Below are 19,294 nucleotides of genomic sequence, written 5' to 3' on the forward strand. Positions count from 1 at the left end.
ATAAAATGAAAGATTTAGGTACAAGTAAAGAATTCTTAAAATCCAAAGAAGTTGAAAAAGAAACCGTTGGAGAAGGTGTTCAAAGACAAATCATGGGCTATGATGATAAAATTTTATTAGCCAAGGTTGAATTTGAAAAGGGTGGGGTAGGACCAATGCATGAGCATCACCATTCACAGGTAACCTACGTGGTAAGCGGAAAATTTGAACTTACTATAGGAGATGAAACTAAAATGATGGAAGGGGGAGATTCTTTTTATATACCTCCTCATAAAATGCATGGTGCAATCTGTAAAGAGAAAGGAATTCTTATAGATGTTTTTAGTCCTATTAGAGAAGACTTTTTCTAAAAGCTCAGAATATTAAACAATAATTAAAGAATTGTAAAAATTTATATAAGATTATTTTTTAGTTAACAATTAATTAATATATATTTGGTAAACCAGATTGGGAAACCAAATTGGTTTACCAGAAAAGTTCTTTAAAATTTTAATTTAGGAAATAAAAAAAAGGATAGGTGCACGCCTATCCTTTTATTAAAACTTCATTGAGAGAAGTTATTTAAACACATGCCTATTACTTGATCGTAAACATGTACCACAAAGGTACAATTTCATAAGTAACCTACATAGGCATTTTTCATTTACCATTTCCTTATTTAAGTATTACGCTTTTCGCGGTTAGATTAATTATCAATTTTAATAAATGAAAAACTTATGAATTTGAAGAAAACAGCAGTTTTTTGTATGGCCTTACTTTGCCATCTAGCATTAATTGCTCAGGAAAGTTATTCACTTTCAGGAACCGTGACTTCTCAGGGGGACAATGTGCCTCTTGCAGGGGTAAACGTATTAATCCAGGGATCTGCTACCGGAGTAGTAACCGATTTTGATGGAAATTACGAAATCGATGTAGTGGAGGGGGACATACTGGAGTTCTCCTATTTAGGCTTTGTGAGTCAGCAAATCACTGTTACAGATCAAGAATCACTTAATGTATCTTTAGCGGCAGACTCCCAACTACTGGACGAGACCGTAGTAATTGGTTATGGTACGAGAAAGAAAAGCCATTTAACTGGTGCGGTATCCAGTGTTGTTAATGAAGATTTAGACCAATTACCAGTTGCCAGAGTAGATGATGCCCTTGTAGGGCAAATTTCTGGGGTAAATATTCAGGCTACAGAAGGTGAAGCCGGGTCTGCACCAACTATTCGTATTAGGGGAACAGGGTCATTGACCGGAAGTTCAGCTCCATTGATTGTAGTAGACGGACTTGTCGTAGATAATGATTTTCTTGGAAGTTTAGATATGAGTGAAGTAGAATCTTTCGATGTCTTAAAGGATGCAGCGTCAGCCGCTATTTATGGATCTCGAGGAGGTAACGGTGTTATTTTAATTACCACTAAACAAGGTAAAGCAGGGAAAACAGTATTTAGTTATCAAGGATATACAGGTTTTAAAGAGGCAAGACAAAGTGATGCCTATTATTTCTCTGTTGCTGAAACTCTCGCGGAAGAACTCGCAGTTACGGGAGAACTATCAGAACGTTCCCAATATATTCAGCAAATTGGGATTGACAGGGATTATCAGGATATAATCTTTGATGGAGGTATTATTCAAAACCATTCATTGAGTGCACGTGGAGGTACCGAGAACACAAAATTCAGTATTTCTCTTGGCTATCTTCATGATGAAGGGGTTCTTATAACTGATGACTATAAAAGATATAATCTAAGGTTAAAACTGGATACCAAGGTTAGTGACGAATTCAGATTTGGAGGTAACATTGCGCCTTCTTATACGAATAGAAGAAGGTTTGATGGTTCCACGCATGATATTCTACGTCAGGGTCCCTGGTTGCCAGTCTACCATGACGAGAACACTATACAATATGTAGATCGAAATGTATATCCAGATGTGCAGGTAGGAGATTATGCAAGACAGCGCCACTTTGATAATTATGATTTATTTGGTGACGGTAACTTAGTAGACATAAGTGATACATCGAATCAAAATCCTGCGGCAAAAGTACTGGAAAGAGATGAAAATGATTATAAGTTTAAAGTCTATGGTAATTTTTATGCCGACTATGAAATTATGGATGATCTTAATTTAAGAACTACGCTTTCGGGGGATTACCAGCATACCATGAGAGATAGATGGCAGGGGGTTGAAGCAAGTAGAAATGGAGCTTCAGATGCCAGTTATGATGTAGAGAATGAAAAAAGGATTCACATGGCTTCGGAAACTTATCTTACTTACGATAAGAATATTGATAAACATGAATTTGATGTGGTAGCAGGGATCACATTTGAAAAATGGGATTATGAAGGAAGTTTCGCATTTGGAACGGGTTATACATCAGATTTAATCAGGACTTTATCTGCTGCAACAGTAGCTTCCGAAATAGAATCCTGGGTTTATGAAGAAAGATTTCAAAGTTATTTTGCCAGGTTAAATTACGCGTATGATGATAAATACCTTGCTTCGTTTAGTTATCGTCGTGATGGTAGTTCAGTTTTTGGAGCTGATTCAAAATATGGAGATTTCCCGGCACTTTCTTTAGGATGGGATATTGCTGAAGAAAATTTCTTACAGAATGTTGATTTTTTAAGTAGCTTTAAATTTAGAGTTAGTTACGGGTTTACCGGGAATAAAGATTTGGATACCGATAGTGATATCATAGATCTTTATCCATCCTTACCATTACTAGGACCATCTTCAGCTACTATTGGAGGAGCAGTACAACCTGCTTTTATATCCTTGAATATAGCTAATCCAGATCTTCAGTGGGAACGTTCAAAGGAGATAAATCCTGGCCTTGACTTTGGTTTTTTCAAAAACAGAATTACAGGTTCTCTTGATTATTATAAACGAACCAGTGATCAGTTATTACTTTTTAATCCTATTTCAGCGAGCACTGGATTTAGAAATGCATTGGTGAATATTGGAGAAGTTGAGAATACTGGTATTGAAGTGGAACTTCGAACCAGAAATATAGCAAACTCTAATTTCTCATGGAATACCACCATTCTTGCTTCTAAAAATGAAAATGAACTAACAGATTTTGCAGATTCTAATGGACAGATTGGAATTGTTGATGATAAAAGAGCTGCAGAATGGATTAATTTAGAAGGTCAGCCTATTTCGTCCTTCTATGGTTGGGTTGTGGACAGAGATATTCCGAGGGAATTACGTGAAAGACCTTACTTTCCGATTGGTGCGGAAGCCCAGGATGTGTATGTAAAAGATTTAAATGGAGATGGGGTCATAGACGATGATGATAAGACAATCTTAGGAAATCCCTATCCGGATCTTGTATGGAGTGTGACCAATGATTTTAGAATTGGTAACCTTGATATTAGCTTTCTTTTCCAGGGTAGTCATGGAGCTGAAGTTAGAAATATGGGAGACCAGTATATTTTCAACCATTTCAATAGTGGGGCAGATTTTGATCCAGCCATCACTCCTGATCAGGATTTCATACGAGAGAAAATCTTTACCGATGATATTATTCAAGATGCTTCTTATATAGCACTTAGAAATGTGAATGTAGGATATAATCTACCGGTAACACTTACCTCAAAAATAGGTTTAACGAGTATGAGAATTTACGCTGCGGGACAGAATCTTAAATATTGGACAGCAGATGATTACACAGGTTTTAATCCAGAATCTATTGATAATACCTCACCTACAACGTATGGATATCAAAGAGCTGGTTCCCCGATCTTTAAAACTATTTCAATTGGGATAAATGCTGATTTTTAATCATATAGAATTTTAAAAAACATTATTATGAATATAAGAATATACTTACTCTTAGGAATTACCATGATGACTCTGGTTTCGTGTGGGAAAGATTTTTTAGAACCTGAACCGGAATCTGCGATTTCTGCAGAAGGCTATTTTCAGAATAGCGAACAACTGGAAACTGCGGTAATTGGTATGTATGATGCTATCCAGGGTGTAAATTCAAACGATCTGGACGATAATTTCAGCATTCAGCGAGAATTTTATATCACAGAAATGCGTAGCGATAATACACGTACCAAATCTCGTGAAGGCGAAGCAGCCCAATTTGAAAATTATAGAGTCACTACCAGTAATGGTATCGTTACTAATTATTATATAAGTTATTTTGAGATTATTTATCGAGCTAATTTAGTATTGGCAAATCTTGATGCCGCCAGTGAAGAAGATGCTGCTCAATTTGAAGCAGAGGCAAAATTTGTAAGGGCTTATGCGTACTTTAATCTGGTAAGATTATTTGGACCTGTGCCTCTAATAGATGAATTAATAGGGCCTTTAGAAAAAGAAAAGGCTTACACTCGAGTTGCAGAAAGTCAGATTTATGATTTGATCATTTCTGATCTTCAAACTGCTATATCAGGTCTTGACAATATGTTTGTTAACAGAGCTTCCAGAGCAGCGGCTCAAACTTTTTTAGCTAAGGTATATCTTACTAATGAAAATAATTATACCGAGGCTCAGACGCTGTTAGAATCTGTGATTAATAGCGGAGATTATTCCCTTGAATCAAATTTCAAAGATGTTTTTTATAATGAAAGAAATGGCGAAGTGATCTATGCTGTAGGTTATACCTCAGACATTACCTCAGACAGCCAGAATTTTTCTGCTGAAATGTTGAATTCTGTAGGAAGAACAAGTGGTGTGAATTATGTAACTGCAGATGCCAGAATAGCACTGGACGCTAAAGGGGGAAATAGAACAGAATATTCCTATAGGCTGGATGAAGCACAACCAACGCAGTACCAGGTGGCAAAATATATACCGAACGGTGATGATGCCCTTGGGATAGAGCCAACGTCCAGTAATCCGGAATTAGCGGGTAACGACTGGATCGTGCTAAGATATGCTGATGTTTTGCTGCTACATGTAGAAGCTATTTTAGCAGGTGGCCAGGAAACAAGCTCTTCTGCGGCCCTGGATTCTTTTCAAAAAATTCGTGATCGAGCTGGTTTAACAGATGCTGTGACAAATATTACGAAACAGGATTTACTGGAAGAAAGACGTGTAGAACTGGCATTTGAAAATCACAGGTTTTTTGATCTGGTTCGATTTGGCTTAGCACAAGAAGTATTATCAGCTTTTTCAGATGAAAACGGCTATGATTTTAGTGCGACAGATTTGTTACTGCCTATTCCGCAGAGAGAGATTAACCTGAGTAATGGCTTAATGGAACAAAATCCAGGATACTAGAAAAATCTAATAAAAATTTTTAAAATGAATACGATAATAAATAAAACCCTTATTCCAGGATATTACAAACTTTTGTTTGTCATATTCAGCATGGGAGCATTAGTCTCTTGTGATTACGAATACGAACTACCGGAAACCGGATCTATTGCTGATAAAACACCTCCTTCAGCAAACTTTTCTGCTTCCCAAAGTGATACAGATTTTCTAACCTTTAATTTTGCCAACCTTTCAAATAGTGCCACAGATTATATGTGGGATTTTGGAGATGGCAATACTTCAACAGAGCTAGATCCATCCAATACGTTCCCAGATGAAGGGACTTATACGGTTAGTTTAACTGTGTCAGATAAATTAGGAGTTACAGATACTTTTACTTCTGAAATTTTAGTGGAGGAGCCACCAGTACCCGCAGCAATTACACCATTTATAGGTGAACCAGGCTTTGAAGATGGAAGCGAGGCCTGTGGAGATGGTCAGGATGGTAGAGATTGTTGGAGACTGAGTGGTGCTAGTATTCACCAGATCACGAGTTCAGATGGTAGGGGAGACACCCAGGCTGCAAAATATCCTGAAAGTACTACAAATGCCCGCCAGTCTTATCAGGCAATAACCGTTTCTCCTAATACTAAGTATATTTTCACTGCATTTTATGCGCTGACGGGTGATGGGGATTCTGTTAGAGTTTCAATTATAGACGGTCAGTTATCAAATTTTGATGAATTTGAATCGGCTACTTTATTAGCACAGGAAAGTGGTACTACTAATGATGGTAAAGGAAATTTCAATACCCTTATTGTAGAGTTTGAAACCGGTGCCAATGGTGAAATTTCTATGTTATTTGATAGTGATAATGCTGAAACAGCATATATCGATGATGTCTCAATCATACCAGTTGTAGAGGAAGAAACTGAAGGCGAAGAATCAGAAGAAGAGGAAGAGGCCGAAGGTGATGGTACTGGAGAAGGAACTGAAGGATAATGAGGATGTTTATAAAAAAATCTTCATCTGTTCAGAAAATTTCAATGAGCATTTTCATACTTGGTTTTGCCTGGCTTTCAATTCAATGCCAGGGATCAGGAACTGCTGTAAAAAATGGTTCAGAATCTAAAACCAATAATACTGCAGGAAAGTATAAACTGCCTAATGTTGACCTTTCAAATTGGAAGGTCACCATTCCGGCAGGACAGGGTAAAGGTGGCGCCATGAGTGTGGAGCCACCAGAGATCCTGGATTATGCCTCTAATGAAACCCTGAAGCCTTACATGTTTAATGATTCAACTTCCGGAGCTTTGGTGTTCTATGCCTATCCCAGTGATGCAACCACTGCGAATACAAAATATTCAAGGTCTGAATTACGGGAGCAGATGGTGGCAGGTGACGATGATGTTAACTGGACCTTTAAGGAAGGTGGGAACTTGAAGGCGACCATCGAAATGGAAGATGTATCACGTGATGAAGAAGGGAAATATCATAAAGTGATCATCCTTCAAATTCACGGAAGGTTGACCGATGAGCAAAAAGAACAGATTGGTCAAAAGGATAATAACGCACCGCCAATCCTTAAAGTTTACTGGGATAAAGGTAAGATCAGGATCAAAACCAAGGAATTGAAGTTTTTAGGAACTAAACCTGAAGGTATTTTATATGAAGAGGCCTGGGGCGACGATGAAGGTTACACCTTTGAAGAAGAAGTTGGTTTTAAAAAATTCGATATGGAAATTGATGTATCAGATGGGAAATTGGTAGTCTCTTTGAACAATAATGAATTTCATACTTATGATAACATTCATATGGAGAAATGGGGAGTTTTTGAAAATTATTTCAAAGCCGGGAATTACCTGCAAACAAGAGATGATAATGCCTTTGCAAAAGTAAAATTCTATGATCTCAAAGTATCTCATTAATATGAAAACTATTAAGCACATATTGCGAAAGCTTAATCTGGGTCTTTTAGTCGCAGGTAGCGTGATTTATATGGGATGTGAGAAGGATGATACAGCAGATGTAGTTGAATCCCCTCCCATTGTAGAAGAAGTACCAGAGGAGAAGCCTGCTGAAAACGATTATAAATTACCAGAAATAGATCTTAGTAATTGGAAAGTAACACTTCCCATTGGAAATCCATCTGAAGTGGAACCGCCAGAAATTCTGGACTATGCCACTAATGAGAATTTAAAAAGATTTATGTACAATGATTCTACAGATGGGTCTTTAGTTTTTTATACCTATCCTGAATCTTCTACTGCAAATTCCTCTTATTCCAGAACAGAACTTCGGGAGCAAATGCAACCAGGTAGTAATAACAAGAACTGGACTTTTGAGGAAGGTGGTAAAATGCGAGGCAGGCTTGCAGTTCCTGAAATATCTAAAGACAATGACGGGGATTTTCATCGGGTTATTATCATGCAAATTCATGGAAGACTTACAGATGAACAGAGAGATCTTATAGGAGAAGATGATAACAATGCTCCTCCAATTTTAAAGATCTACTGGAATAATGGACGGGTTAGAGTAAAAACGAAAGTTTTAAAAGAAACTACAGCTTCAGATCAGGAAATATTACATACTGATGCCTGGGGGGACGATGAAGGTTTTAATTTCTCGGAAGAAGTTGGTCATGAAGCCTTTACCCTGGAAATAAAAGTGACTGAAGCAAAAATGGAAATTATCCTGAATGACGATGAGACAGTAGTATATGATAGTAAACATATTCAGAGGTGGGGGATTTTTGAAAATTACTTTAAAGCTGGGAATTATCTGGTAAGTACCGATGAAAATGCTTTTTCTTTTGTGAAATATTACGAATTAGAAGTTATCCATTAATTTGAGAGATAAATTTTGTTTGAGTGGCCTTATTAGTGATCCATCCGGTGGACGCACCGGTGGGATCGCTAATAATTAAAAATTGGTTGTAATTAAATGAACTAAGCTTTATAACTAAGATTATTTTTTATAAATTTGAATAACCAGATTGGTTAACCAGTTTTAATAAGGATTCTAATAAAGGAACGATGAAAGTAGATGGATATACGAAAATTGAAATTCAGCAGCAAACGCGGAATGAGATTTTGGGTAAAATACGAGAGTATATAAATTTTAAGAATTTAGAGCCTGGCGATAAACTGCCTTCAGAACGAATGCTTTCTGAAAAATTTGGCGTAAGCCGTAATAATTTAAGAGAAGCTATTCAAACTTTAGAATTCTACGGAATATTGGAAAGTGTTCCACAAAGCGGAACCTATCTGGCCAATATCGGCGTAGTTGCGCTAAACGGAATGATCTCTGATATTCTAAGCCTGGCAGATCCAGATTTTAAATCACTAGTGGAAACAAGGATTTTATTAGAATTGAAAACGGTTCGTCTGGCAGCAACAAGACGTACGGAAACGCAGCTAGAGCATATGAAAGAAACGCTGGAAGCCTATAGTTCCAAAGCTTTAAATGGAGAAGATGCTGTTCAGGAAGATCTTTTATTTCATTTAGCTATTGCGAAAGCCAGTGGTAACAGTACTATGAACACATTTATGCTTACAATTACTCCTGAAATCATTACCAATTTTGCTAAATATCATGTTTGTGATGAAAACCAGGCATTTCTTGGAATAGAAGAACATAAAGCCATTCTGGATGCTATCGAGGATAAAGATCCGTCCAGAGCAAAGGAAAAGATGAAATTACATTTTAGAAGTCTGTATAAATACTGTTATAATGTAGATATCTGATATTAAAAATGGGATTGCACGCTCCCATAGAAAATTGATAGAGAGAAGAATTTAAACCGGAATTACTTGATATACCTTTCTTAAGAAATATCCTCATTCCAGGTTGTTAAAAAATAGCACCACAGGTTGTTTGATCCTGATGGTATAAGGCATTTTTTGTCAAAAATTAAGTCTAGCTACACGGACTATAAATCTGAAATTATGAAGATAAGAGGATTAAGATGGTGGATTATTGCTTTGATAGCACTTGCCACTATCATCAATTACATTGATAGAACGGCATTTGGTGTCATGTGGCCAGAAATGGGTAAAGATTTGGGAATGGACGAATCTGATTACGCCGTGATGCTGAACGTATTTATGATCACCTATGCGCTTGGTAAATTTTTATCCGGAAAATTATATGATCAAATTGGTACCCGTCTAGGATTTATTTTTTCCATTACATTATGGTCTGCCGCTGCAATTCTGCATGCATTTGCCAGAGGGCTTGTTTCTCTATCAATGGTAAGGGCAATGTTAGGTTTTGGTGAAGCAGGTAACTGGCCTGGAGCTGTAAAAAGTAATGGAGAATGGTTCCCGGTTAAAGAAAGAGCGATTGCCCAGGGAATTTTTAATGCAGGTGCCTCTCTTGGAAGCGTAGTTGCACCGGCGCTTATTGCTTTTCTCTATGCTCAGTTTGGATGGAGAACCACTTTCATTATTTTAGGTCTTCTGGGTTTTGTCTGGATCATACCCTGGTTCATCATTAACAAAACAACTCCAAAACATCACCCGTGGTTAGGGGAAAAAGAAAGAAATCTTATCCTTTCAGGTAGAATAGAACCCGACGAAGTAGGCGACAAAGAAAAAGGCTTACCCGTTTCGAAAATATTAAGTTATAAAGAATCCTGGGGAGTGTTGGTATGTCGATTCTTTATTGAACCAATCTGGTGGCTGTTCGTAGGATGGATGCCACTATACCTGAATTCCGAATTCGGATTTAGTATTGAAGACATTGGATCAACAATCTGGATCTCTTATTTAGGAGGGATGGCCGGAAGCTTAGCAGGGGGCTGGTTTTCTGGTAAATTAATGGAAAAACATTCATTGGATTTTTCACGAAAACTTTCCATACTTATTGGAGGTGCTTTGATATTCCTCGGTTTGTTAGGTATTATCTTCCTCGTTGATGCCAACAATCCAATGACCTTTATTTATATCACATCGATTGTACTTTTCGGTTTTCAATTTGCCATTGGAAACATTCAAACGCTTTCCAGTGATCTGCTTAAAGGCCCATCTGTGGGGACCCTGGCAGGACTTGCGGGAACGGTTGCAGCGGTATCAGTAATAATAATGAACTGGCTAATTCCGCAAATAACTGAAATTTCTTATACCCCGGCATTTATAGTAATTGCAATTCTAGCACCATTGGCAGTATTGTCTATATACATACTTATAAGAAGAATAGAACCAGTAGAAGTGAAATCAAATTAAATTTTTTAGATAATAATTATAAATATTAATGAACTATGAGTGAATCAAACCAAAAAATAGCAGTAATCACCGGTGCTACCGGAGGGATAGGATTTGAAGTAGCCAGAAGACTTGGTAAGGATGGTTATACCGTAATTTTAAACGGGATAGAAAACGATAAAGGAGCTGACAGGCTTAAAGAACTTGAAAAAGAAGGGATTTCAGCAGAATATTATGGTTTCGACGTTACCGATGAAGATGCTGTTAATTCAAATATCAAGAAGATCGGAGAGAAATATGGTAAAATAGATGCTCTTATAAATAATGCGGGGGGTCTTGGTGGTAGATCAAGATTTGAAGAAATGACTACCGACTTTTACAGATCTGTAATGGCACTGAACCTGGATTCTGCGTTCTTTGCATCCAGAGCAGCTATTCCTTATTTAAAAAAAGGGGAGCACCCTACAATTATTAATTATACTTCTAATGCAGGTTGGAACGCTGGAGGTCCCGGCGCCGGTATTTACGGCACTTCTAAAGCAGCTGTGCATACGTTAACCAGGGCACTTGCAAAAGATCTTGCAGAATATGGAATTAGGGTCAATGCAGTTTCTCCCGGGACTATAGATACTCCATTTCATTCACAGATTAAATCTACAAAACCAGAGGTATTCGCTTCGTGGAAGAACAACATCATGTTAGGACGTTTGGGAGAGCCGGAAGATGTAGCTGGGGTTGTAGCATTTTTGGTAAGTAAAGATGCGGCTTTCTTGACTGCGGAAACCATCCAGATTGGTGGAGGACAAGCCCTGGGAATCTAATAAAAAAGAATGCTGAAGTAGGAAGTAAAAAATGTCTGTTTTATTGAATATTTCAGACATTGACTATCTTCTTACTTTCAAAATAGAATCACATGAAAAGTATTGTAGCCTTTGGGGAAATGATGATGAGATTGTCTCCACCTGAACATTTGCGTTTTTTCCAGGCAAACTCTTTCGAGGTTTCTTATAGTGGTGCCGAGTTTAATACGCTGGCATCACTGCAACGTTGGGGGCTTTCTACGCAGTTCGTAACCAAACTACCGGATAATGATTTTGGAAATAAAGCTATTTCCGAGATTTCCAGGTATCAGGTGGGTAGCCAGCACATTGTAAAGGAAGGTAAGCGTCTGGGCATTTACTTTCTTGAAAAAGGTAATGCCATAAGACATAGCAAAGTTATTTACGATCGGGCTGATAGTGCTGTTGCAAATATTAAGCAGGGAGAGATAGATTGGGAAAAGGTATTTGCCAATGCTACCGGATTTCACTGGTCTGGTATTACCCCGGGAATTTCAGCAGAAGCCGCCCGGGAATGTTTGCTTGCCTGTAAAACGGCAAAAAAGATGGGACTAAAAATTTCCTGTGATCTTAATTACAGGTCCACCTTGTGGAAATGGGGTAAACAACCAGATGAGATACTCCCCGAAATGTTGGAGATCACCAATGTGATCCTGGCAGATCTTGCTACGCTTAATAAAATGCTGGGTAAAAAAAGTATAGATCCCGATTACAGGAAACCCGATACGTTAAAGGAATATTACGATGAAATTTTAAAGGCATGTCCAGATCTGGAATTTCTACCTACCACGTTGCGCTATTCTGAAAGTGCCTCGCATCAAAAAATAGGAGGAATTATGTATGCTTCCGGAGAACTTATTACTTCAGAAGTAAAAGAAGTACTACCGGTTGTAGATCGTTTGGGAACAGGAGATGCTTTTATGGCGGGTATTCTTTACGGAATTCACATGAAAATGGACTATCAGGAAGTTCTGGATTTTGCGGTAGCTACCTGCGCTTATAAGCATACTATGTCTGGCGATATAAATATAGCTTCCTTAGAAGAAGTGCAAGCAATCATGAAAGGCGATCTTTCTGCATTAATTAAAAGATAATCAAATTATGGCAAAATTATCAAGACTGGAAGTATATGAGGTAATGAAATCAACAGGCCTGGTTCCACTTTTTAGTCATACAGATATAGATGTTGCTAAAAGCCTGATCGACGCGTGTTATAAAGGAGGAGCCAGGGTTCTGGAATTTACCGCTCGTGCTCAGAATGCTCATACGGTATTCGAGGAAATGGCCGGGTATGTAAAGAAAGAATATCCAGATCTTGCTCTGGGAATTGGTTCTATTACCGATGGTCCTTCAGCGTCACTCTATATTCAGCTCGGTGCCGATTTTATTGTAACTCCGGTGTTTAGAGAGGATATCGCAATTATCTGTAACCGCAGAAAGATCCCGTTTTTTCCTGGTTGTGGTTCTCTGACTGAAATCGCCAGGGCTGAAGAGATAGGCTGTGAAATTGTAAAATTATTTCCTGGTTCTATTTATGGTCCGGAATTTATAAAAGCTATTAAAGGTCCGCAACCATGGACGAGCATAATGCCTACGGGCGGTGTGGAGCCAACTGGAGAAAGTATAGAACAATGGCTGAAGGCAGGAGCTTCTTGCGTTGGTATAGGTTCTAAACTTATGATAAAAGATTCCAATGGAGATTTTGATTATGATGAAATCCAACAAGTTGTAAAAAAATGTGTTGAAATCATTAAAGACTACAAAAGCAAATAAAAGATTTAGCCTCCTAGTTGGTAAGTCTAATTCTAAAGGACACAATAAAATCGAATAAATGGAAAGACATACTACTTTAGGAGAGTTCATTATTGAAAATCAAAAAGATTTTCCATATGCTAAAGGAGAATTGAGCGCTTTGCTGAGTTCTATCCGGTTAGCAGGAAAGGTGGTGAACCAACAGATCAATAAAGCAGGCCTGGCAGAAATTCTTGGAAAAGCAGGAAAGGAGAATGTGCAGGGGGAAAGTCAGGCGAAATTAGATGTGCTTGCTAATGAAATTTTTGTAAGTACGCTTCGAAATCGTGGTGAAATATGCGGTCTGGCTTCAGAAGAACTGGAAGATTATCTCGTTTTTGATGAGGAGATGCATAAGAATGCTGAATATATAGTTTTAATAGATCCATTGGACGGTTCCAGCAATATTGATGTAGACATTACCGTAGGTACGATATTCAGTATTTATCGAAGAATTTCAAAGAAAGGCACCCCGGCAACTTTAGAAGATTTTTTACAACCTGGAATAAATCAGGTTGCTGCCGGATACCTTATCTATGGAACTTCGACCATCTTAGTCTATACCACCGGAAATGGAGTTAATGGATTCACTTTCGATCCTGGAATTGGTTCTTTTTTCCTTTCTCATTCCGATATAAAGTTTCCGAAGAAAGGAAATACCTATTCAGTAAATGAAGGGAATTATGTGCATTTTCCGCAGGGTATCAAAAAATATATAAAATGGGTACAGGAGCTGAATGAGGAGGAGAATAGGCCATTTACTTCACGTTACACAGGATCACTGGTAGCAGATTTCCATAGAAATATGTTGCTTGGGGGGATTTATTTGTATCCGCAGGGAACAACAGCACCCAAGGGAAAATTACGTTTACTCTATGAATGCAATCCTATGGCTTTTTTGGCAGAACAGGCAGGCGGGAAAGCCACTGATGGTTCTAGAAGGATCATGGAATTACAACCTCAAGAACTACACGAGCGTGCACCTTTTATTTGTGGAAACAAAGAGATGGTGGAAAAGGCTGAAGAGTTTATGCAGTAATTTAACCTTTCTGATTCTTCTATTTCTATTGTTAATGATTTGAATAAATTATGAGGAATGAAATAACATTACAGGAGTTGGCCCTGTCGTTAAACTTATCTATTAGCACGGTCTCCAAATCATTAAATGATAGTCCTGAAATAAGTGTAAAAACGAAAAGCCGGGTCAAAGAATTAGCTCTATTAAAGCGATATATCCCGAATAGTATGGCACAAAGTTTAAAGGGGAAGCAATCCAAGACTATTGGGGTGGTCATACCAAATATATTCAGTAAATTTTTTTCTGAGTCTCTTCACGCAATTGAAAATAAAGCCAACGAACGCGGTTTTAGAACTATTATTTGTTTCTCTAATGATTCTATCGATAAAGAAGCAGAATGTATAGAAAAGCTTATTAAAAGTAGAGTAGATGGAATTATCCTCGCGGTATCAGAAGAATCGCAGTACAAGAAAATAAACGAACATATCGAAAAGGTTTTATCTTATAAAATCCCTTTGGTAATGCTTGATCATTTGGAGGATACTATAAGTTGTGATAAAGTAGGATTGAATGAAACTCTTTTAGCGGAAGAAGCAACAATGAATCTTTTTAATTTAGGTTATAGGAATGTTGCCTTTTTAGCGCAAAATCCATCTACAAATAAAGCTGAATCTCAGAAACAGGGATATTTAGATGCAATTAAAAGGAAAGATGGTAAAAAGCAAATTTTGAGTTTTGGGTCTTCTGAAGTTTGTCATCAAAAACTACACAAGTTAATTCACTCTGAAAAAATCGACGCTGTTATAGTGAATAAGTTACCATTAACCATTTTTGGTACTAAAAATTGCTCAAAATCCGTGTTCTCAATTCCGGAAAATGTACACGTTTTAAGTTTATCCAATTTGGGAGATAAAGAGCATCTTTCAACTGCATATGATGCTTATGACAGACTTGGAGAAGAACAGGGCGATATTGCTGTTGATACATTACTTGATAGAATTGAAGGAGTGCTTTCAGAAGAATTTGTAAAATTTGAATTAAAAGGCAGGCTGAATTGTAAAAGTAATAGTGCTCAAATTCAGAAACTTTCAATTTAATCCCGGTTTAACCTCTTATATAAATACTCACCAGGCAGATAGTATTTGCTTATTTTATACTTTCGCATGGGTATTAATATGGGTTGATTAAATAAGAACATACCAATAATTCTCGATTACTTTAGTACACTTTCGCTGCGATTTTTTTCTGAAAAGAATAGAAAGGTTTAGATAGTTTCTTAGAAACTTCTGAAGTTATATGCTGTCAAATTTAAGTTGAAAACATCAAACATTCTGTACCTATGTTGTACCCATTAATAAATAAAGGCTTTCGATTTCTCAAAAGCCTTGTTATTATTGTAGCGAGACCGAGATTTGAACTCGGGACCTCCGGGTTATGAAAATATTCTGCTAGAAGTCAAATTTATACAAAATACTTGAAAATCAATTAGTTATCGTTGTTTTGGTAAATTTTGATATTATATAATATGGCCTAAAATCAACCGATTCTGTACTTATTCTGTACTTATTCTGTACTAGTTTTTAGGTATAAATTATTATATTACAAGGTTTTAAATCCTAACTGTATGGCAAATTTAAAGATTGTTTTGAGAAAAAACATGAAAAAGAAGGATGGAAGGATACCTCTGGCCTTAAGAATTAGCGAAAATTATAAAACGAATTATGTTTGGCTGGGACATTCTGTATTTGAAAAAGATTGGGATGACGTTGCTTGTAAGGTTAAAAAGACTCATCCAAACTTTAAGCAGTTAAATAATTTTTTGATGAAAAGGATGATTGAAGTCAATGATATCTATTTCAATGCAGAGAAAAAAATTACGCCAAGGCAAATAAAACAAAAATTAAAAGGGCCAGATGGCTCTAAATCATTCTTTACTGTTGCCACTGAACATATTCAAAGTAAATATGACACGGGAGTTTTTTCAGTTGCTAAAGCGCAGTTATCAATACTATATAATATTGAAGAATTTATACAACTAAAGAATTCGAGAAGTAAGGCAAAAATCATCCAAGAAATTAAACAAAGACGGTTAAAGCGAGTGAGCGAGGCAAGAAGATCTAAATATCACTGGATGGATGGTGTTGCATATTTTAAAAAAAATGATAACCTAAGATTCCGGGATATTGACGAGTCTTTTATTAGAAAATATAAGACATTTTGTTCTTCTTACTTGAATCATAAACCAAGGACAATAACCAATCAGCTTATTTTCATTAGAACTCTTTATAATATTGCAATTAAAGAAGGAGTAATTGCCCAGAAATATTATCCTTTTGCTGGTGAGAAAGAGAAAATTAGAATAAGCTCAGGTAATAAAATTGGATTGAATGTAGAAGAAATTGAGAAGATAGAATCACTCGAATTAGAGAAGTACAGAACTATATGGCATACTCACAACATATGGTTGTTTTCTTTTTATTTTGCCGGGATGCGAATCTCAGATGTAATTAAATTAAAATGGTCTGATTTCAAGGATAACCGTTTATACTATGTCATGGAAAAAAATGGTAAGCCTTTAAGTTTAAAAATTCCTGATAAAGCTAGGATTATAATTGATTACTATCGCCCAGATAAGAAATTCAATAACGGATATTTATTCCCTTTTTTACGGGAAGTAGATCAAACTCAAGCCGAACAAATTTATACACGGACAAAGAGTACCACTAAACTTCTCAATAAATATTTAAAAAGAATAGCTAAACTCTGTGGCATTGATAAAACATTATCGAATCATATAGCCCGTCATAGCTTTGGAAATATTGCAGGTGATAGAATTCACCCTTTAATGCTGCAAAAATTATATAGACATAGTGATTTAAAAACCACTTTAAATTATCAGGCAAATTTTATCCATAGGGATGCTGATGAAGCTTTGGATAGTGTTATCAATTTTTGATTTGGTAATTTGAAATTTATTATTCCTTCTCCATAGAATCTATAACTCATTTCTTATAAAATGTCACTTTTTTGTTAAATAAACTTAATTGTGAAAGTTTTTCCCATAAAAACATAAGAAATTGATTTCATCAATTTTTAATTTTGCTATTCCTTAGAAGTAAGCTCACTTTAATTAACCTTTAGCTAAAATATATTTATCTCTCTCAATTCAATCGATGTTGAGAATTATAACAAATACTACAATTTTTTAATTAATTTAAGTAAATAGAGGTGTAAAAAAATCAACCTAATCAATTAACCAAACCATTAATATTATGAGATCTATCATTAAGTTGGGAATTGCTCCCTTATTAGTTTTACTATTAGCTTCCTGTGTGGATAAAAAAGAAACCCAATCTGTCGAAGTAAACACGCCTCAGGAAGTGAAAAAAAATGAAGAAAAAGCCGCAGATGTTGCCGATCAGGATTTTATAGATGGTATGACGGGGAAGATCTGGCATAACTATCTTGAAATCAAAATGGCACTTACCAATGATGATTCTGGACAGGCAAAGGATGCAGCAAAAAGTATGGCCGATTCATTTTCTGAAGAGCGTGCAGAATTAAAATCAATGGCTGCGCAGTTGGGAGACACTGACGATATTGAGGAGCAGAGAAGGTTATTTTCAAAGTTTACAGAATTGGCTGGGCCTATGTTTGAAGAAGCCCTTTCCGGAGGGACCATTTACAGGAAATTCTGTCCTATGGCTTTTAATAATGATGGCGCGTACTGGTACGCTGATGTAGAGGAGATCAAAAATCCATATTTCGGTGATAAAATGCTCAACTGCGGCTCCGTAAAAAAGGCTATAGAAAAGTAAAATTTCCCAATAAACCTTAAAAACCCAATTAGATGAATTCAGAAAATAACAATAACCACAAGTCTGGTGGAAGCAATTATGGTCGGTTTTTCCTAATGCTTGGTCTGTCCTTTTTAGCTATGTATATCACGATGTACATGAATACATATGAGTTTGACCATGTATATTTTAGTTTAACCCGCTTTTATATGACCTGTTTGGGAATTGCAGCTATGGCAGTGATCATGTTATCTCTTATGCTGAAAATGTATAAAAACAAAAAAAAGAACATCGCTATTTATATCGGTAGCCTCGTGTTATTTGTTTCAGCCTTAGGTCTGGTAAGAGCACAACGACCTATTATTGGGGATGTTTTATATATGAAGGCGATGATCCCCCACCATTCCATTGCGATATTAACCAGTAAAAGGGCAGATATTAAAGATCCTGAAACCAAAAAACTAGCCGAGGAGATCATTGAAGCACAGAAACGCGAAATTGCCCAAATGAAGAAGATCATTTATCGACTGAAAAACGAGGAGAATTAATCTGAATATTTTACAGCTCTTATAGTAAGGAAGGAAATCTCTCGGAGAGAGTGAAGTTAAAAATTAACCACTATGGACTGAAATGTCCATAGTTTATGATAGCGACTCAAAGTCGCACCATGGTCATTTTTCAATTATAAAGTCACTGTTATCTCGATCGTCAGGTTTCCTATGATGTTCAAGATACTCATCTACCATTTCATCCGTTATATTACCCGTACTCCAGCATCCATAGCCTACTGCCCAAAAATGTCTTCCCCAATATCTTTTCTTTAACTCAGGGAATTCTTGTTGAAGTTTCCGAGAGCTACGGCCTTTTAACTTCTTGACCAACCCACTTACATTTGACGAAGGACGATATTCTAAATGCATATGAACGTGATCTTTAGATACAACTCCCTTCAATATACTTACATCCTCTGCTTCGCATATTTGTATCAGCAAACTTCTGCAACGAATCTGAATATCATCTTTCAAAACTCTATATCTGTACTTCGTACACCATACAACATGTACGGTTAGCCTTGAAACGGTATGTCCATTACTTCGTTGTTCTGTCATATCAACAAAAGTAAGTATTTTTAGAAGCTAAAGCGAGATGCACTAAAGTGCATAGTTTAAACTACTTTTGAGACCAATTAAGAAAATTATATGCGAGAACTGATAAAAATGAATTTGCTAGGTCTCTTTCTTATGGGAGTAAGTACAGTTTTTAGTCAACAGGAAAGACGAATACCAGATAGATTTTGGCTGGGTGAATGATCTTCCTGAAGGTTCAAATTTTGAAAATGAAACTATCTGGCAAGTGGGGATGGAATATGTAGTGAGCAAAACAATCCAGGTAATTGGTAGTTATGATAACCGCTTTGGGGCGGGACCGGTTTAGAAATCTGGTTTTA

General features: G+C 36.7%; 18 protein-coding genes. 17 read left to right on the top strand and 1 reads right to left on the bottom strand.

Annotation, left to right across the window (positions count from 1 at the left end; translation table 11 throughout):
* The first annotated feature begins 5 nt into the window (after nucleotides 1–5).
* The 16 genes from GFO_RS05400 to GFO_RS05475 all read left to right on the top strand — a co-directional run bounded on the left by GFO_RS05400 (nucleotide 6) and on the right by GFO_RS05475 (nucleotide 18,395).
* Nucleotides 6–350, top strand: a complete 345-nt coding sequence (locus GFO_RS05400) for a cupin domain-containing protein (RefSeq protein WP_011709045.1) — start codon at nucleotides 6–8, stop codon at nucleotides 348–350.
* 366 nt (nucleotides 351–716) lie between these two features.
* A complete protein-coding gene (locus GFO_RS05405; RefSeq protein ID WP_011709046.1) occupies nucleotides 717–3,770 on the top strand; it encodes a SusC/RagA family TonB-linked outer membrane protein in 3,054 nt (1,017 codons plus the stop codon).
* Between the two features lie 27 nt (nucleotides 3,771–3,797).
* On the top strand, nucleotides 3,798–5,222 hold the full coding sequence (locus tag GFO_RS05410) for a RagB/SusD family nutrient uptake outer membrane protein (RefSeq protein WP_011709047.1): 1,425 nt from the start codon (nucleotides 3,798–3,800) through the stop codon (nucleotides 5,220–5,222).
* 24 nt (nucleotides 5,223–5,246) lie between these two features.
* Nucleotides 5,247–6,200, top strand: a complete 954-nt coding sequence (locus tag GFO_RS05415; protein ID WP_011709048.1) for a PKD domain-containing protein — start codon at nucleotides 5,247–5,249, stop codon at nucleotides 6,198–6,200.
* 44 nt (nucleotides 6,201–6,244) lie between these two features.
* Entirely contained in the window at nucleotides 6,245–7,126 is an 882-nt protein-coding gene (locus GFO_RS05420) for a polysaccharide lyase family 7 protein (protein ID WP_041250258.1), read from the top strand.
* A gap of 1 nt (nucleotide 7,127) precedes the next feature.
* Nucleotides 7,128–8,045: a polysaccharide lyase family 7 protein gene (locus tag GFO_RS05425; RefSeq protein ID WP_041250259.1), complete on the top strand. Its 918-nt coding sequence runs from the start codon at nucleotides 7,128–7,130 to the stop codon at nucleotides 8,043–8,045.
* A gap of 188 nt (nucleotides 8,046–8,233) precedes the next feature.
* A complete protein-coding gene (locus GFO_RS05430) occupies nucleotides 8,234–8,944 on the top strand; it encodes a FadR/GntR family transcriptional regulator (protein ID WP_011709051.1) in 711 nt (236 codons plus the stop codon).
* Nucleotides 8,945–9,145: 201 nt separating this feature from the next.
* Nucleotides 9,146–10,423, top strand: coding sequence for an MFS transporter (locus GFO_RS05435; RefSeq protein ID WP_011709052.1), 1,278 nt, complete (start codon nucleotides 9,146–9,148; stop codon nucleotides 10,421–10,423).
* 35 nt (nucleotides 10,424–10,458) lie between these two features.
* Entirely contained in the window at nucleotides 10,459–11,223 is a 765-nt protein-coding gene (locus tag GFO_RS05440; RefSeq protein ID WP_011709053.1) for an SDR family NAD(P)-dependent oxidoreductase, read from the top strand.
* A gap of 92 nt (nucleotides 11,224–11,315) precedes the next feature.
* Nucleotides 11,316–12,335, top strand: a complete 1,020-nt coding sequence (locus GFO_RS05445) for a sugar kinase (RefSeq protein WP_011709054.1) — start codon at nucleotides 11,316–11,318, stop codon at nucleotides 12,333–12,335.
* Nucleotides 12,336–12,342: 7 nt separating this feature from the next.
* Nucleotides 12,343–13,014 carry a bifunctional 4-hydroxy-2-oxoglutarate aldolase/2-dehydro-3-deoxy-phosphogluconate aldolase gene (locus GFO_RS05450; RefSeq protein WP_011709055.1) on the top strand — a complete coding sequence of 224 codons (672 nt, stop codon included), beginning with the start codon at nucleotides 12,343–12,345 and terminating at the stop codon, nucleotides 13,012–13,014.
* A gap of 58 nt (nucleotides 13,015–13,072) precedes the next feature.
* A complete protein-coding gene (gene fbp, locus GFO_RS05455; RefSeq protein WP_011709056.1) occupies nucleotides 13,073–14,071 on the top strand; it encodes a class 1 fructose-bisphosphatase in 999 nt (332 codons plus the stop codon).
* Between the two features lie 50 nt (nucleotides 14,072–14,121).
* Nucleotides 14,122–15,147, top strand: coding sequence for a LacI family DNA-binding transcriptional regulator (locus GFO_RS17230; protein ID WP_011709057.1), 1,026 nt, complete (start codon nucleotides 14,122–14,124; stop codon nucleotides 15,145–15,147).
* A gap of 527 nt (nucleotides 15,148–15,674) precedes the next feature.
* The gene (locus tag GFO_RS05465) at nucleotides 15,675–17,006 is read left to right on the top strand and encodes a site-specific integrase (protein ID WP_011709058.1); all 1,332 of its coding nucleotides are present in this window, start codon (nucleotides 15,675–15,677) and stop codon (nucleotides 17,004–17,006) included.
* A 316-nt stretch (nucleotides 17,007–17,322) separates the two neighbouring features.
* Entirely contained in the window at nucleotides 17,323–17,868 is a 546-nt protein-coding gene (locus GFO_RS05470; protein WP_011709059.1) for a DUF3347 domain-containing protein, read from the top strand.
* Between the two features lie 32 nt (nucleotides 17,869–17,900).
* Entirely contained in the window at nucleotides 17,901–18,395 is a 495-nt protein-coding gene (locus GFO_RS05475; protein WP_011709060.1) for a DUF305 domain-containing protein, read from the top strand.
* Nucleotides 18,396–18,518: 123 nt separating this feature from the next.
* Here GFO_RS05475 and tnpA read toward each other — a convergent pair whose 3' ends face one another.
* Complete coding sequence (gene tnpA, locus GFO_RS05480; protein ID WP_011709061.1) at nucleotides 18,519–18,956, bottom strand: IS200/IS605 family transposase; 438 nt, start codon at nucleotides 18,954–18,956, stop codon at nucleotides 18,519–18,521.
* 193 nt (nucleotides 18,957–19,149) lie between these two features.
* Between tnpA and GFO_RS18010 the strand changes: the two genes are divergently transcribed.
* Nucleotides 19,150–19,281, top strand: a complete 132-nt coding sequence (locus GFO_RS18010) for a hypothetical protein (protein WP_011709062.1) — start codon at nucleotides 19,150–19,152, stop codon at nucleotides 19,279–19,281.
* Nucleotides 19,282–19,294 lie beyond the last annotated feature (13 nt).

Source organism: Christiangramia forsetii KT0803, assembly GCF_000060345.1.
Lineage (GTDB): Bacteria > Bacteroidota > Bacteroidia > Flavobacteriales > Flavobacteriaceae > Christiangramia > Christiangramia forsetii.

Coding starts and splice junctions, on each gene's coding strand:
- GFO_RS05420 (WP_041250258.1), top strand. CDS start 6,245: ATGAGCATTTTCATACTTGGTTTTGCCTGGCTTTCAATTCAATGCCAG.
- tnpA (WP_011709061.1), bottom strand. CDS start 18,956: ATGACAGAACAACGAAGTAATGGACATACCGTTTCAAGGCTAACCGTA.
- GFO_RS05405 (WP_011709046.1), top strand. CDS start 717: ATGAATTTGAAGAAAACAGCAGTTTTTTGTATGGCCTTACTTTGCCAT.
- fbp (WP_011709056.1), top strand. CDS start 13,073: ATGGAAAGACATACTACTTTAGGAGAGTTCATTATTGAAAATCAAAAA.
- GFO_RS05470 (WP_011709059.1), top strand. CDS start 17,323: ATGAGATCTATCATTAAGTTGGGAATTGCTCCCTTATTAGTTTTACTA.
- GFO_RS05425 (WP_041250259.1), top strand. CDS start 7,128: ATGAAAACTATTAAGCACATATTGCGAAAGCTTAATCTGGGTCTTTTA.
- GFO_RS05415 (WP_011709048.1), top strand. CDS start 5,247: ATGAATACGATAATAAATAAAACCCTTATTCCAGGATATTACAAACTT.
- GFO_RS05475 (WP_011709060.1), top strand. CDS start 17,901: ATGAATTCAGAAAATAACAATAACCACAAGTCTGGTGGAAGCAATTAT.
- GFO_RS05450 (WP_011709055.1), top strand. CDS start 12,343: ATGGCAAAATTATCAAGACTGGAAGTATATGAGGTAATGAAATCAACA.
- GFO_RS05465 (WP_011709058.1), top strand. CDS start 15,675: ATGGCAAATTTAAAGATTGTTTTGAGAAAAAACATGAAAAAGAAGGAT.
- GFO_RS05435 (WP_011709052.1), top strand. CDS start 9,146: ATGAAGATAAGAGGATTAAGATGGTGGATTATTGCTTTGATAGCACTT.
- GFO_RS05400 (WP_011709045.1), top strand. CDS start 6: ATGAAAGATTTAGGTACAAGTAAAGAATTCTTAAAATCCAAAGAAGTT.
- GFO_RS05445 (WP_011709054.1), top strand. CDS start 11,316: ATGAAAAGTATTGTAGCCTTTGGGGAAATGATGATGAGATTGTCTCCA.
- GFO_RS05430 (WP_011709051.1), top strand. CDS start 8,234: ATGAAAGTAGATGGATATACGAAAATTGAAATTCAGCAGCAAACGCGG.
- GFO_RS05410 (WP_011709047.1), top strand. CDS start 3,798: ATGAATATAAGAATATACTTACTCTTAGGAATTACCATGATGACTCTG.
- GFO_RS05440 (WP_011709053.1), top strand. CDS start 10,459: ATGAGTGAATCAAACCAAAAAATAGCAGTAATCACCGGTGCTACCGGA.
- GFO_RS17230 (WP_011709057.1), top strand. CDS start 14,122: ATGAGGAATGAAATAACATTACAGGAGTTGGCCCTGTCGTTAAACTTA.